The organism is Proteus sp. GOKU (assembly GCF_015475555.1).
Lineage (GTDB): Bacteria > Pseudomonadota > Gammaproteobacteria > Enterobacterales > Enterobacteriaceae > Proteus > Proteus mirabilis_B.
The window spans coordinates 2,548,772-2,564,593 of sequence record NZ_CP034105.1; the positions used below are offsets into that span (position 1 = coordinate 2,548,772).

11 protein-coding genes and 3 tRNA genes are annotated in these 15,822 nt (G+C 39.2%); 11 read left to right on the forward strand and 3 right to left on the reverse strand.

Going from position 1 to position 15,822, the window contains the following annotated elements:
- Positions 1 to 127: 127 nt before the first annotated feature.
- From EHE21_RS11895 to EHE21_RS11920, 6 genes are all read left to right on the forward strand, one after another.
- Positions 128 to 203 (forward strand) — tRNA-Asn (locus EHE21_RS11895).
- A 353-nt stretch (positions 204 to 556) separates the two neighbouring features.
- A tRNA-Asn gene (locus EHE21_RS11900) sits at positions 557 to 632 on the forward strand.
- A 322-nt stretch (positions 633 to 954) separates the two neighbouring features.
- Positions 955 to 1,030: transfer RNA gene (locus tag EHE21_RS11905), tRNA-Asn, on the forward strand.
- A 198-nt stretch (positions 1,031 to 1,228) separates the two neighbouring features.
- Complete coding sequence (gene pyrC, locus EHE21_RS11910; RefSeq protein WP_194950782.1) at positions 1,229 to 2,281, forward strand: dihydroorotase; 1,053 nt, start codon at positions 1,229 to 1,231, stop codon at positions 2,279 to 2,281.
- Positions 2,282 to 2,492: 211 nt separating this feature from the next.
- Positions 2,493 to 2,747, forward strand: coding sequence for a biofilm formation regulator BssS (gene bssS / locus EHE21_RS11915; RefSeq protein WP_064720401.1), 255 nt, complete (start codon positions 2,493 to 2,495; stop codon positions 2,745 to 2,747).
- A gap of 295 nt (positions 2,748 to 3,042) precedes the next feature.
- Positions 3,043 to 3,645, forward strand: a complete 603-nt coding sequence (locus tag EHE21_RS11920; RefSeq protein ID WP_194950783.1) for a response regulator transcription factor — start codon at positions 3,043 to 3,045, stop codon at positions 3,643 to 3,645.
- Positions 3,646 to 3,915: 270 nt separating this feature from the next.
- On the opposite strand, the gene ttrA is transcribed toward EHE21_RS11920, so the two are convergent.
- From ttrA to ttrB, 3 genes are read right to left on the reverse strand one after another with little or no spacing between them, the layout of a single operon-like run.
- Complete coding sequence (gene ttrA, locus EHE21_RS11925; RefSeq protein ID WP_194950784.1) at positions 3,916 to 6,996, reverse strand: tetrathionate reductase subunit TtrA; 3,081 nt, start codon at positions 6,994 to 6,996, stop codon at positions 3,916 to 3,918.
- Positions 6,989 to 8,017 carry a tetrathionate reductase subunit TtrC gene (ttrC, locus tag EHE21_RS11930; protein ID WP_075673844.1) on the reverse strand — a complete coding sequence of 343 codons (1,029 nt, stop codon included), beginning with the start codon at positions 8,015 to 8,017 and terminating at the stop codon, positions 6,989 to 6,991. Before ttrC ends, ttrA begins: the two co-directional genes overlap by 8 nt.
- Positions 8,014 to 8,757: a tetrathionate reductase subunit TtrB gene (ttrB, locus tag EHE21_RS11935; protein WP_072068548.1), complete on the reverse strand. Its 744-nt coding sequence runs from the start codon at positions 8,755 to 8,757 to the stop codon at positions 8,014 to 8,016. Before ttrB ends, ttrC begins: the two co-directional genes overlap by 4 nt.
- 177 nt (positions 8,758 to 8,934) lie before the next feature.
- On the opposite strand from ttrB, the gene ttrS reads away from it, so the two are divergent.
- From ttrS to EHE21_RS11960, 5 genes are all read left to right on the forward strand, one after another.
- Complete coding sequence (gene ttrS, locus EHE21_RS11940) at positions 8,935 to 10,698, forward strand: tetrathionate respiration histidine kinase TtrS (protein WP_194950785.1); 1,764 nt, start codon at positions 8,935 to 8,937, stop codon at positions 10,696 to 10,698.
- A 10-nt stretch (positions 10,699 to 10,708) separates the two neighbouring features.
- On the forward strand, positions 10,709 to 11,311 hold the full coding sequence (gene ttrR, locus EHE21_RS11945; RefSeq protein WP_075673842.1) for a tetrathionate respiration response regulator TtrR: 603 nt from the start codon (positions 10,709 to 10,711) through the stop codon (positions 11,309 to 11,311).
- A 74-nt stretch (positions 11,312 to 11,385) separates the two neighbouring features.
- Positions 11,386 to 12,327, forward strand: coding sequence for a Kdo(2)-lipid IV(A) acyltransferase (locus EHE21_RS11950; RefSeq protein ID WP_194950786.1), 942 nt, complete (start codon positions 11,386 to 11,388; stop codon positions 12,325 to 12,327).
- 273 nt (positions 12,328 to 12,600) lie between these two features.
- Positions 12,601 to 13,809 (forward strand): multidrug efflux MFS transporter MdtG, encoded by a 1,209-nt coding sequence (gene mdtG / locus EHE21_RS11955; protein ID WP_161711396.1) that lies wholly within the window; start codon positions 12,601 to 12,603, stop codon positions 13,807 to 13,809.
- 420 nt (positions 13,810 to 14,229) lie between these two features.
- A complete protein-coding gene (locus EHE21_RS11960; protein ID WP_088495194.1) occupies positions 14,230 to 15,765 on the forward strand; it encodes a peptide MFS transporter in 1,536 nt (511 codons plus the stop codon).
- Positions 15,766 to 15,822 lie beyond the last annotated feature (57 nt).

Here is a 15,822-nt window from a genome sequence, read left to right on the forward strand (position 1 = left end):
TATACATTTTTGTCAAAAAAGAAACAATCTGATGCACTCTTGAGCAAACAGTTATTTTTTTCATTTTTTTACTTTACAAGGTGACCGAGGATAGCTATTATTCGCCTCGTTCTCACGAGAACTCGCTTCCTCCATAGTTCAGTCGGTAGAACGGCGGACTGTTAATCCGTATGTCACTGGTTCAAGTCCAGTTGGAGGAGCCAAATTTAGAGAAGCCCGCGCTATTATAGTGCGGGCTTTTTGCTTTCTGCTCATCCATTATTTTTATTCCTCGATTTTCTTAATTTATTTTCTTTGTGCTCTTATATATCCACCGATGTATCCATGATTTCAATTTTATCTCCACTCAAAATCATCAATAAAAGAGTGCGTTCTAATAGGATAATTTAAATTAACACTATGCCACTGACTATTTTTTAAACTCAAAACCACCTTATTTAATTTAAAAACTATAAATTAGTTATTTTTTAACCACTTAAACTATTATTTCACTTTTTTTACTTTACAAACTTCATCGCCCTCGCTATTATCCGTCTCGTTCTCACGAGAACTCGCTTCCTCCATAGTTCAGTCGGTAGAACGGCGGACTGTTAATCCGTATGTCACTGGTTCAAGTCCAGTTGGAGGAGCCAAATTTAGAAAAGCCCGCGCTATCACAGTGCGGGCTTTTTGCTTTCTACCTTCTCTATTATCAATACCATTCCTATTCTTCTCCTCTTTTATTTTTTAGATCTCTGTGTCGTCTCAAATACGTTATCTCTTTATTTTTTATCTTTGTTTTCAATCTTCAATGTAGAGAAAATAGCCATTTAAAAATGTTTACCGCCTCATTATTAGATTATCCGTTTTAGAAATACACAATATGTTGTTTATCTACGCACTTAAACAAATATCGTTGATTGTCCTTTGACATATCAAATCACTCACTATATGATACACGCCACTTAATGTTGTTCCTCCATAGTTCAGTCGGTAGAACGGCGGACTGTTAATCCGTATGTCACTGGTTCGAGTCCAGTTGGAGGAGCCATTTCTCTTTGTGTCACCCTCGTAACCTTTTGATTTTATTCTCTGTTTCACCTTACATAATTCCAAAAACATAATAAAAAAATGCGATTAAATGGTAGCTATTTAATCGTTTTCGTATTAGCATTCGTTTCCGGCTTGACTATCTAGTCCAATCCAATCCTTGATCTTTCGATTTTCCTAAGACACACGGAGCCGGTATATGACCACTGCACAACCTATCACCCTCACTATTCGCCGTCCTGATGATTGGCATGTTCACTTTCGTGATGATGACATGCTAAAAACTGTTGTTCCTTATACCAGTCGCTATTTTGGCAGAGCTATTGTTATGCCAAACCTTGTCCCACCTGTTACAACGATTGAAGCTGCTCGTACTTATCGTGATCGCATCAAAGCAGCTATTCCTGCGGGAGATAACTTCGAACCGTTAATGACCTGCTATTTAACAGATAGCACACGGCCTTCAGAAGTCGAACAAGGTTTCTTACAAGGTGTTTTTACTGCTTGTAAGCTTTATCCTGCGAATGCAACAACTAACTCAAGTCATGGCGTATCAGATATCACAAAGATTTACCCAATCTTAAGTGTGATGGAAAAAATTGGCATGCCATTACTTATCCATGGCGAAGTAACCGCTTCAAATATTGATATTTTTGATAGAGAAGCGCGTTTTATTGATAGCGTTATGTCTCCTGTGCGTAAGCAATTTCCTGAGCTAAAAATTGTTTTTGAACACATTACAACTAAAGAAGCAGCTCAGTATGTGTTAGAAGGAAATGAATTTCTCGGCGCTACCATTACTCCGCAACATTTGATGTTTAACCGTAATCACATGTTGGTTGGTGGTGTTAAACCTCACCTATATTGCTTGCCTATTCTTAAACGCAACGTTCACCAAGAAGCATTAAGACAAGCTGTTGCATCAGGAAATTCTCGCTTTTTCTTAGGTACAGATTCTGCACCTCACTTACAACACCGCAAAGAGTCATCTTGTGGTTGTGCGGGAGTATTTAACGCACCAACCGCACTGGCAGCTTACGCAACCGTATTTAAAGAACTTAATGCATTACAACACTTTGAAGCCTTCTGTTCTCTAAATGGCCCTCGTTTTTACGGTTTACCTGTTAATGAAGGTACAATCACATTAACTGAAAAAACAGTTGAGGCTCCAGCACAAATCCTTTGTGGCAATGAAGCGCTTATTCCTTTCTTAGCAAATGAAAATATTCATTGGGATATCACTGTCGATTAATCCTTCCCCTTGATATTTATCTAAAATGCACCATATAACATTTGTTCGACAGTTAATGGTGCATTACTCTTTTATCAGAGCCAGCACACATTTTTTTGTTATAACAAAAATTTATCTTTTTAATCACGATAAATCTCGTATACTGAAAAGTAACCACTTTGTGTGGGAGCTTCTCTCTTAGTCAAAACCGGTTGTATGATTAGGAGGTATTATGAGTAGAAAAAATGAAGTTATTCAGACACATCCTGTTGTAGGCTGGGACATCAGTACCGTTGACATCTACGATGCCATGATGTTGCGTTTACATTATCTTCCTGAAAACGAACATCATCCAGAAAACGCAGTTGTAGATAAGACACTTTGGCTCACAACAGACATAGCTAAGCAGTTGATTCATATTCTTCAAGCAGGTATTGATAAAATTGAATCATCTGAAGATTCTGTTTCAGACAACACCAAGCATTAATAAAAAGATCTAGAAAAGATAGCGAACGCAAAGCAGGAGTACTTGGTACTCCTGTTCTCATTTTTACCTCTCTATAATCCACCATCACATATTGATTATATCCATATATAAACCAACTCTTTCGGTATAAAAATAATTAGTTATATTAATAAATCAACTTCTATTTAATGGAAAAATAATCATAACCTTTTTATTCGATATATCTTCAAAAAAAGAACATATAAGCCGAATTGACATAAAATGATGTTGTCTTTATTTTAATAAATTAAAACGGCTACAAACAAGGAAGTTATTTGTGAAAGTATTAATTATTGATGAATGTTTTTTTACTCGTAATGGTATAAAACATTATTTTTCGAAGAGAAATGTAAGACATGAAATAGTTGACATATCATCTATACAAGAAGCAAATAATTATATTAATCACTCAATGCCAGATATTATATTTATTGATCTTACAAGATATTGTCGGGAAATAGCACATTGTCCACATTTGCAGTTCTTTTTTATTTCAACAAGAAGTTGCCGTCTTTATCTTTATATTGATGCAAACTACCCAGACAAAGAAAGACCTATCGCATTGACAAATAACTGTTTTATCTTTCCTAAAAAGATCCTTCCTTGGGTGCTTGAAAAGACATCTTTATTCACTTCTCGGTGCCAAGTTTTCTTTCCAACCTATAAACATTCATTATGCTCTATTTTTAGTTTACAAGAGCAAAAAATAATTAATTACTGGATGAGCGAAATACCTAATCATCAAATAGCAAAAAAGCTGTCTATTAGTAGTAGTACTGTATATTCACATAAAAGGCATATTACTGAGAAGATTAATGTAAAAAATAGAATTGAGTTATTTTTCATATATAACATTTTAAAATACATATATGAGAAATAATCCGATTATATTTTAATAGAAAAAATAAGCAGAAGAAAAAAGGAGTCCAATTCCCATTATTACTCACTGTAAGTGAGGTGGCTAATATGCGTGTTGGCCACCTTAAATTTATTATAATATTATGTATGTAGGGTACATGTGATATTAAAATAATTAAACTGATATAGTTCTATCTTATAAAAGATAAAGTAAAACTGATTTGTAGTGCGATCACTTCACTCTTGTTTTTAATAAAGAGTGAAGTGATTATTTAAAAGACTAAACTAATAATTAAGCTATACGCTCAATCTTAGCAGGCAAGCCTTGACGAACAGATGCACCAGATACCCAATCTAACCATGTATTAGTGATTTGACGTGTTGGATCGGCAAACCCTAAATCATTAAGGTTGATACCGTTACCAATACCTTTATCCATTGGTAATGGTTGTTCATCTAAGTAATGCTGACGAGAGCCTAACTCTTGATGCCCATATCCATGTTCAATCGCTAAAACACCCGGCATTACGCCGTCTAGTAAGCTGATTTCTGCTTCAACTTGCCCACCAGGTGTAACAATGCGAACTTTATCACCATGATTAACACCCCATTTTTTGCCATCTTGAGGGTTAATTGCGACTAAGTTACTCGGTTTCACCATTCTTAAACGTTGGATCATGCCTGTCGAACTACTTACCACATGAGATTTAAAGGACATTAATTTTAATGGCCATTGATCTTCAGGATAGTGCTGATGAATATCACTACCATCTGATAAACGCGGTGGATAATAAGTCGGGCAGCCACTATAACGTTCACCGGTTATTGCATGATGGTTTTTAGCAACTTCTTCATTCCAAATCTGCAATGGTTTTTTCCACTGTGGCCCAGTTTCATCGCCATTCCATGCTTTTTCATAAGGAGCAAAACGACCGCCACGTGTATAGATATACGCAACTTGAAGAACTTCTTCATTTTTTAACGTTGACGTTATCGCAGGTAAAATACGGTCTACACCACTCAATAGAATATCTTCATTGGTTGCTGGTGCGACAGGTTTCTCACCCATAAATGCCATATTAGCTGCAACACGTAAATAGTAGTCTTCTGCACTATTGATTGGATAGAAATTGCCATCCATATCTTCAATTGCTTTCTCACCAAAGCCCGGTAAATCTAAAGCTTTTGCCACAGCAATACAGAATGTTTCCATTGAAATTGGCTGACCATCTGCTGTTTTTGCAACACGCGGTTCAATAATCGGCCAACGCGCTGTACTTGCTTTAGTTTGAACACCAGACCAAGGTGCACTAAAACCCCAGCTTTCAAAGTTATGCGTATCAGGAACAATATAATCGGCTAGCGCTGTTGTTTCATTCATAAAGGCATCAATACCAATAATTAAAGGTAGATGCTTCGGATCTTTCAGACGCTCTTCCATCACTTGGCGAATACCTGCAATCCCATAAATAGGGTTGGTCATATTCGTTATCCATGCTTTCAATGAATAAGGATAACCTGCTAATGCAGAGCCTAGTTGCTCAGTTAATTGTCCAGCCGCAAACGGATACCAAGGTGCTTTTGCAGGATATGGAGATTCCCCTTTCTCTACGCGCTCACGGTACTCATCAGATTTTTCATAGGCTGCTTTACTGCGTGATAACACCATGCCTTTTGGTTTAACTTTGCCTTTAAAGCTATCCATTTTGTAACATGGACCATCAGTTGCACCATTAAACTTACCGCCACCAACAGATACTCCACCTTTAAGGTTTAAGTTACCTATTAGCGCATTAAGCATAATTACGCTCCATGCTGTATAGAAACCATTACCACCCATCATGCCACCATGAGAGATAACTGCGGCTTTTCGACCATATGCCGTAAATTCACGCCCTAATGCAGCAATAGTTGTTTCTGGTACTTTACAACGCTCACTGTATTCTGCCAGTGTCATACGTTTAGCGGCTTCATCAAGTAATTGGAAACTTGATTTAACCGTAACAGTAGCGCCAGTTTTTAATGTCACTGTATGCGTAGCAAACAATTGGGCTTTATCAATTTGGGTTGATGGAACTAATTCACCTTCAAGTGATAAAACTAAGGTTTGCTCTTCCCCTTCTGCAACATCATTAAAATGTGCAGTTGTCAGCATTTGCCCTGACAGAGGGTGTTTTTCATCACTGATCACAAGGTGAGTCGCATTTGTCCAGCTTTTCTCACCCACATTTTTCATTGAAACTTCGCTTGGCACTGACAGATATTCTGCATTGTAGCGATTGTTTTCAATGATCCAGCGGATCATCCCCATGACTAAAGCCGCATCTGTTCCCGGTTGAACAGGAACCCAATGTCCATGATCGTTAGCTAATGTCGTTGTTAACGGTAATGCCGGCGCAACAACTACATAATTGAACGAATCACGAATACGAGCATTAGCTAATTGACGACCTTGACGCTTAAATGGGTTACCTGATTGTGCCGGTGATGTTCCTAAGAACAGCGCAAATTCAACGTAATCCCAGTCAGGTTTAACGTGGGCGTTTTTATCTAAATCGTTCATCAACGCACCAGAACCCGCTCGGTACGCTAATCCACAATAAGAGCCATGAGCACCAAAGTTTTTACTACCAAATGAGTTTTGAGCAAAGCGACGAATAAACGTATCACGTCCATCATCACCCGCATTTGTCATTAATAATTGGTTAGCTTTAGGGCCTAAAGCAGGTTGCTTTGGATCGATTAAAGTATCTAAATCGCGAATAGCACGTAAACCATCAACATGACCTTCACCAAAGAGATCGCCACCTTCTACAATTTCTTGGATCAACTGCTCAAAACTGATGCGTTTCCATTTACCTTCACCGCGTTTACCCACACGTTTCATCGGTTCAAGAATACGAGTTGGGCTATCTAAGCTTTCCATCATGGTTGCACCACGAGCACAAGCTGTAGAACGGTTTTCTAAACCACTTTCACCCCCCATTTTTTCAAATGCTTCTTTAATTGGCATGTTATAGCCAAAGTGGTGATCATGAGAAAGTGGGTGGTAAGGGTTACCTGCAATACGTAAAACTTTATTGTTTGCTCTATCAACACGGGCACGAACACCGCATTGTGTCCAACAACCAAAACATTGTGTCATACAAACAGATTGATCTGTATTCGCTTGCCATTTTGCGTCTTTTACGACTTTACCTTCAGGTAATAAAGAGTTTCCGTTGATCCTATCAAGTGTCACTTTGCCCGAGGTGCCATCAACTAAACCATCTATGGCACGTTTAGCAACATCGCGGTAGCTGGCAGCAAATGCGGCAATACCACCGATAACTAACCCACCTTTAAGCCATTGACGTCTTGTAAACTTAGCCATGCTGCACTCTCCTGACAACCCAACGAATACTTTCTCTAAATAAAATGGTTAACGCTATCCATAATCCAAATGTACCAACAATTGCCATCAGTCCATCATTACCTAGCGTAAACTCATAAGGGTTTGTAATTATGTTATATTTTGGAATGTATTGAGCACCCATCAACATCAACCAGCGTAATACCCACGCAAGTCCCATTGATACAAATGCCATGATGGTAATAAATGCAACCGAACGTGCTTGTTTTGCCATCAAAAGTCCCATCGCGACAGAGATAACCCATAGTGTGATAACCCCCATAGCACTCCACCAGCCAAGACTTCCCATTGCTAATTGTTCTCTGATTGCTTGACCTGAAATCGTATCGCCAGCAACCCAAAAGCCCGTACATACTGCTAATAACATCAGTGAACTGACAAACCACATCGCTAATTCACGCTGATGTACCGGTTCACGACGCGTTCCTAATGCCAGTAATGTTGGTAACACTTGCATTGCACTAAAGAACAACAGTATTGGTAACCAATAGGTATACAACACAGGTCTTGCTTTTAAGATAGAGGCTTCACGACCTGTATATAACAGCAAACCAATCGCCGTTAATGAGCAAGCTAATGCAACCCAACGCGTTAATTTATATTCACGCTTCCACACTAAGCGAACAACCATCGCTGCAAAGTAGAGCATACTAAACGCTGAGAATAACGGTAGTAACAGTGAACCCCATGCCATCCATGACCACGGTGTTGGATAAGCATAGAAATGCCACACACGAGCTGTTTGGTGTAAATCTGCCGTTAATGCAAGAGGTGCCGTAATACCGGCTGTTACTGCAATAAATACAGCAACCGCTTCTAAACGTTGATTACCTGCACTGCCTTTCCAGCACTGCCAGCACGCATAAAGCGTTGCACTACAAGCAATACCAATAAAAAAGAAATATTGCACAGCCCAAGGTAACCAAAAATATTCTTGAGGGATCGCGATGACTTCTTGAATTTGAGAAACTTGCGGGATCATGAGTGAACCTCCTGCTGCCATAATGCGGGTTGTCCTTGACCTGCTAACGGTTGTACAAATGCATCATCGAGGCCGAGATAGAAAACTTGTGGCAATGTGCCGCTTTCTGGTTTTAATACTTTCAGCTCTTTTTCATGTGTACGCAGCATTTTGCTGATAGTGCTATTAGGATCTTTCATATCGCCGATAATACGAGCACCGCCGACACAAGATTCAACGCACGCTGGCAGTAATCCAACTTCGAGGCGATGTGCACAGAAAGTACATTTATCTGCTGTTTGTGTTGAGTGATTAATAAAACGAGCATCATAAGGACATGCTTGAACACAATAAGCACAGCCAACACAACGTTCATTATCAACAACGACAATACCGTCTTTGCGTTGGAAAGTTGCTTGAACAGGGCAAACTGGCACACAAGGTGGTTCATCACAATGGTTACACAATCTAGGCAGTAAGACGTTGGTTATCCCCTCTTGCCCCTTGATAGCAACCTGATATTGGTTTACTGTCGTCCTAAATTGTCCTTGAGGAGTCTGATTCTCAATATTGCAGCTTACTGTACAGGACTGGCATCCTACACAACGACGTAAATCAATCAGCATTCCGTAGCGTTTATCTTCCGAGCCCTCACGACGCTCAGGTGATAATTTAATGCCGGCTTCAGCTAAAGGAACCAGTGAAGCACCCGCAGTAAGGACCCCTAATTGTTGTAGAAATTTTCGTTTTCCAAGATCCATATTTGTCTCCAGCATCACTCAATAACACAATCTCACAATGAGTGAAGGAAATAGAAATTTAAAAGTATGTGTTTTGTTATAAGTGCATTGTAAAAATTACTGAAGACAACACCTATTGTGGTTTACCACATACCAAGTGCGAACTTGATCCAAAACAATATTTAACATTAGATATTTATGACGATAAAACAGACAATTGGGATAAGAAACGCAGTAAGCATCGGGTTATTACTGCTCTTTTTTGTACTTCCTCTACAAGCCACTGCAAAAGAGTGGACAATCGGTGTTTTAGCATTACGTGGTGATGCATCAACTCAAAGACACTGGCATCCGCTTGTTGACACCTTAAATGAACAATTTCCGTCAGAAAAGTTTGTATTAGTGCCGTTAAATCTGGAAGAGATGAAATTAGCGGTTGCAAAGAAAAATGTTGATTTCTTACTCACAAATCCTGCGCAATTTGTTCAATTAGATAATGCATTTCCATTACGTTGGCTGCTCTCTTTACGCTCCGGCTATGAGCCTGATAACACCACGCGAAATGTCATTGGTAGCCTAATTCTCGTTCGTAACGATAGCCCGATTACTTCTGCCCATGAATTAATCGGAAAACGCGTTGGCGCCATCGCACCAGACGCCTTTGGCGGCTATCTTTTAGGTTATAAAGCGCTACGAGAAGAAGGCATTGATCCTGATAAAGACTTCACATTGCGTTTCACGGGTTTTCCAGCCGACGCTTTGCTTTATCTCTTACGAGATGAAGATATTAACGCAGCAATTATCCCTGTTTGTTTACTGGAAAATATGGATCATGAAGGGCTTATTCGTAAAAGTGATTACCGCCCCGTGATTTCCTATCAAACCAATACTCCTTGCTTAACCAGTACACCGCTCTACCCTAATTGGTCATTTGCAGCACTAGATACTGTTCCTGATGAGCTTGTTGATAAAGTCACTCGCGTTTTACTCACCGATGACAGTAAACCGATGAAATGGGGAGCACCAGCTTCACATACTCAAGTTGAAAATCTATTAAGAGAAGTCAATCAACACCCTCGACAAAGACAGCTTTGGCAAGATGCACAAAGTTGGGCTATTCAGCACCAATTTATTATTGGCCTTTCATTGGCAGCCATTCTTTTTCTCATCCTAAACCAAGTCTGGATCAGCTATTTAGTTAGGCGTCGTAGTCGCCAACTAGAACATGCCCACAATCGATTAAGACAACAGAAGGAAGAGCTAGAACACGCTCAGCGCTTAAATATATTGGGAGAAATGGCATCGGGATTTGCTCATGAACTTAATCAGCCTCTTTCTGCTATTAAAAGCTATGCACAAGGGAGTGTTATTCGCCTTAAAAAAGAGAGTGAATCGCACCCATTGCTACCTGCATTGCAACAAATAGATAATCAGGCACAGCGCGGTGCTGATATCATTAGAAATCTACGTTTATGGGTTGGAAAACAAACACCTAACACCGATACAATTTTGCTTTCTCATCAAAATATTGCGGAGTGTATTCAACATATCTGGAAGCTCTTACGCGTAGAAGATAAATATCCACAGGTTTCATTGATCACCCATGTTGATGAACATGATACCCTGTGTTTACCCGAAACATTATTAGAGCAAATTTTATCGAATTTAATCACCAATAGTCTCCAAGCTGGCGCTAAAGTACTAAAAATTAGTACTCATAAGGCTCCTGATAGATTGCTTATTGTCATTGAAGATGATGCGGGTGGAATGAGCCATAGCCAACTTGAACAACCCTTTTCCCCATTCCAAACAACAAAAACGGAAGGACTTGGATTAGGTTTGGTGATTTGCCAACGTTTATTACTTTCTCAAGGTGCTGATATTCATATTGAAAACCAAAAGAATGAACAAAATAAAGTTGGAATAAAAATTACACTTATTTTCCCTAACAAAAATAAATAACGGAGAAAAAATGCCAACAATTCATCTTGTTGATGATGATCTTGCTGTCACTGATGCTTGTCAGTTTTTATTAGAAAGCTTAGGTTATTCAGCCCATGTTTGGAATGATAGCGAGTTCTTTATCAACAATGTCAATCTCTATCAGCAAGGTGTTGTCTTGTTAGATATGAGAATGCCAAAACCCGACGGCAGACAAGTCCACCAGCATTTAATTGATAAACACAGTACACTTTCTGTGATTTTTTTAACTGGTCATGGCGATATTCCTATGGCAGTTGAAGAGATCAAAAAAGGAGCTATCGACTTCCTGCAAAAACCCGTTGATAGCAATGCATTGTTATCTGCATTAGATGCAGCATTTCTTGAAACCAATACACGTTTTACCGCACATGATATTCGCCGCCGTTATGCTTCATTAACCCCAAGAGAAAAAGATATTGCTTATTATGTTATTCAAGGATTAATGAACCGAGAAATAGCAGAAGTTGCTTGTGTTTCAATAAGAACCGTCGAAGTTCATCGAGCAAAAGTGATGGACAAAATGGCAGCTAAAAATATTGCTGAATTGGTGACTGCACTACAAGGCATCGAAATAATTTCACCTAATTTATGACAAAATTTCTTATCTGCGCTAAAAAGTGTCACAATATAAGATATTCATTGGAAAAATAGTAAATAGATAGGCTTATGATAAAGTCACCCCCATTTAAAAAATCATTTTTGCAGCCTAAATATTGGCTGACTTGGTTCGGGATCGGATTACTCTATATTCTGGTTCTCCTTCCTTATCCTGTCATTTATTGGCTAGGGACACGCTTAGGCCGCTTTTCGAAAGTTTTTTTAAAGAAACGCGTCCAAATAGCGGAACGTAATCTTGAGCTCTGTTTTCCACAGATGCCAAAAAGTGAGCGAGAAGCCTTAGTTAATAAAAATTTTGAATCCGTTGGTATGGGATTATTCGAAACTGGCATGGCATGGTTTTGGCCTGAATGGCGCGTCAAACGTTGGTTTAAAGTCAGCGGACTTGAAAATGTCTCAATGATTCAAGAAAAAGGACAAGGCATTTTGCTCATTGGCATCCATTTTCTAACACTTGAACTGGGTGCTCGAATTTTTGGTATCTATAACCCTGGAGTTGGTGTTTATCGCCCTAACGATAATCCCGTTATGGACTGGCTACAAACATGGGGTCGATTACGTTCTAATAAATTTATGATCGACAGAAAAGATGTCAAAGGCATGATCCGCAGTTTAAAAGCAGGTGAAATTGTTTGGTATGCACCTGATCATGATTATGGCCCTCGTAAAAGTGTTTTTGTGCCTTTATTTGCAGTTGATAAAGCGGCAACAACAACGGGAACTTATATTCTGGCAAGAACCAGCAAACCCGCACTCATTCCATTTACCCCAAAACGCTTACCTGAAGGTAAGGGTTATGAGTTAATTATCTCTCCTCCTGTTGCTGATTTTCCTGTTGATAATGAGGAAAATACCGCTAGAGCGATGAATAAAGTGGTTGAACAAGAGATTTTACGCGCACCAGACCAATATATGTGGTTGCATCGTCGCTTTAAAACTCGCCCAGAAGGTGACGCTTCTTTATATAACGAAATAAAGAAAGTACACTAATCACAAAGTGGCTGTTCTATTCCAAAACAGCCACTTTGTAATATTACGATATACTGAAATAACAATAATAAAATCAATAACAGCACAAGCTGTAAACTCCTGCAAAAACACATTATAAGAGCAAGACCTATCGCACTTATTCTGTATCATGGCTATATTCTTATTCATCATAAAATAAGAAAACCGACTCGCTGTTGCCACGCTCAACATCGCTACGGTTATTTTCAGCCTATTCTCTTGGTTTGCTCTCTCGTTCTCGGCTAAAGGAGTAACATGGATCTCAAGCCCCGAAATAATTCTTGGAAACGTAATCTCTATATTGTCTGGTTTGGCTGTTTTCTAACCGGCGCTGGTTTTAGTCTGATCATGCCTTTTCTTCCTCTCTATGTAGAAGAACTGGGTATAACCGACCATGAAGAGCTTAATCTTTGGACGGGTGTTGCATTTAGTATTACCTTCCTTTTTTCTGCTATCGCAGCGCCTTTTTGGGGAAAATTATCAGATAGAAAAGGTCGAAAATTAATGCTGTTGCGTTCAGCTCTTGGTATGGCGATCGTGATGGTATTAATTGGATTTGCACAAAATATATGGCAATTACTGGTATTACGTGCCTTGCTAGGTGTATTAGGTGGCTTTGTTCCGAATGCAAATGCGTTAATTGCCACTCAAGTCCCCGTTAAAAAAAGCGGCTGGGCATTAGGTACACTTTCAACAGGTGCAGTGAGTGGTGCGTTAATAGGCCCTCTAATTGGCGGTATGCTTGCCGATCTCTATGGTTTACGTCCTGTCTTCTTTATTACTTCAGCCGTTTTATTTATTTGCTTTTTAGTCACCCTCTTTTTCGTCAGCGAGAACTTTACGCCTGTTTCTAAAAAAGACGCACTAACCACAAAACAGGTCTTTTCATCGCTTAAGAACAAAAGACTCGTGGTATGCCTGTTTTTCACCACAATGATCATTCAAGTGGCAACGGGCTCTGTTACGCCTATTTTGACGCTTTATATCCGAGAATTAACAGGATCAGTCAACAATCTTGCCTTTATCAGTGGTGTTATCGCCTCTGTACCCGGTATCGCTGCACTTATTAGCGCCCCTCGTTTTGGTAAATTAGGTGACCGAATTGGCCCTGATAAAGTCCTTATCTTTACCCTAGGGCTCTCTATTTTTATGTTAATTCCAATGGCGCTGGTCAGTAGTTATTGGGAGCTTGGTGCACTACGTTTTTTACTTGGTGCAGTCAATGCCGCTATGTTACCTGCAGTGCAAACACTTATCCTCTATAACATTACGCCTGCGATTGCAGGTCGAATTTTCAGCTATAACCAAGCACTAAGAGATGTTGGAAATGTTACAGGACCGTTAATGGGCGCTTTTGTTGCTGCAAGCTATGGATTTAGAGCTGTTTTTTATTTCACCGCAGCCGTTGTCTTTTTTAATCTAATTTACTCTTGGTTAAGCTTTAGAAGACCACAAGAAAAGTAGTCAAAAAATCTACAAATAAGATCAGTTAATAGTTTTTTTTCTTCAAAAAATTACACTTTTACATTTAAATGCCCAATTGTTACTTTTTTTATTCTATTTTTTGTAATTTATTGTTTATTAAGAATATTCTCACCCCCTATTTGTTAAGACCTCTAAAATTTTCTTGTCCTCTTTTTTCAAAAAATTGCAAGGTTAACTATTGCAAAATGAGATTTTTATCGACTTTTGCACCAAAAAATGGTTTATAAAGTATTAAATATACTTTTAGTCGCTGAATTCTGACAAAAGTATGTTAAAAATATATTAATTAAATGCAGTGGATATTGATAACAGAATGAAATAATTTTGTTTCACCACTTGCTGCTATTTTGTTCTTTTTACTTGCAAACGACCTGTAGAGGTTTTTTTTGGGAATTTAAGATGCAATCTACTCACTCAAAATCTAGCCGAACTTTCTTTGGCCACCCATATCCATTAAGCTCCCTTTTCTTCACCGAAATGTGGGAACGCTTTTCTTTCTATGGTATTCGCCCATTATTAATCCTATTTATGGCGGCAACCGTTTATGAGGGTGGCATGGAAATCCCCAGAGAGCAGGCATCTGCTATTGTGGGTATTTTCGCAGGCGGTGTTTATTTAACATCACTGCCTGGAGGTTGGCTCGCTGATAACTGGTTAGGTCAACGCCTAGCCGTATGGTATGGCTCTATCTTTATCGCTTTAGGGCACCTATCCATCGCACTTTCTGCGTTTTGGTCACAAGACCTATTCTTTATCGGTTTATTACTGATTGTATTGGGTACGGGGCTATTTAAAACCTGCGTAACTGTGATGGTAGGAACCTTATATAAAAGGGATGATACTCGCCGTGATGGTGGATTCTCCTTATTTTATATGGGTATCAATATGGGCTCATTTATTGCACCACTCATCACGGGTTTCTTAGTACGTGATTATGGCTGGCATTGGGGCTTTGGTATTGGTGGGATTGGTATGCTTGTTGCGTTACTGATTTTCCGCTTTTACGCAGTACCTACCATGCGTCGCTTTGATAGCGAAGTCGGTTTAGATTCAAGTTGGGATCGCCCAACTGTTGTTCGTCGTAATGTCGGTCAATGGATCTTAGCGTTATCTGTTGTTCTTATGGCAATTGTTGGTCTTATTATTTCTGGCGTTATTCCTTTTAACCCAGTTGTTGTGGCCAACTTTATGGTCTATGTAATTTCCGGTAGTGTTATTGCCTATTTTATCTATTTATTCCTATTTGCTGGATTAAGTAGTAGTGACCGCTCTCGCTTATTTGTTTGTTTCCTCTTATTGGTTTCAGCAGCCCTTTTCTGGTCTGCATTCGAACAAAAGCCGACATCATTTAACTTATTTGCTAACGACTATACTGACTTAAACTTTATGGGATTTGAGATCCCTGCGGTTTGGTTCCAATCTGTAAACGCCCTGTTTATTATTATTCTTGCGCCAGTATTTAGCTGGTTATGGCCAATGATGGCACGTAAGAATATGAATTTAAGCAGCATGAGTAAGTTTGTAATTGGTATTTTATTTGCAGCGGGTGGCTTTACCGTCATGATGTTTGCATCTGAAAGCGTTATTGCAACAGGACAAGGTGTTTCACCGCTTTGGTTAATTGGCAGTATCTTATTACTGACATTAGGTGAATTATGCTTAAGCCCAATTGGGCTTGCCACAATGACTATTTTAGCGCCTGCTAAAATGCGTGGTCAGGTTATGGGATTATGGTTCTGTGCAAGCGCATTAGGTAATTTGGCAGCAGGTCTAATGGGTGGAAATATCCGTCCAGACAAACTCGATGTCATGCCTGATTTCTTCTCTCATGTTTCTATCGCTCTGGTTATTTGTGCCGTTGTTCTTGCTGCACTGATTATTCCAGTTCGTAAGCTTTTACAAAGCGCAGATAACAAAGAGAAAGCACAAGCTTAATCTAATGCGTTAATTATTAAAGCCATGTCTAATTACTTAGGCATGGCTTTTTGCTTT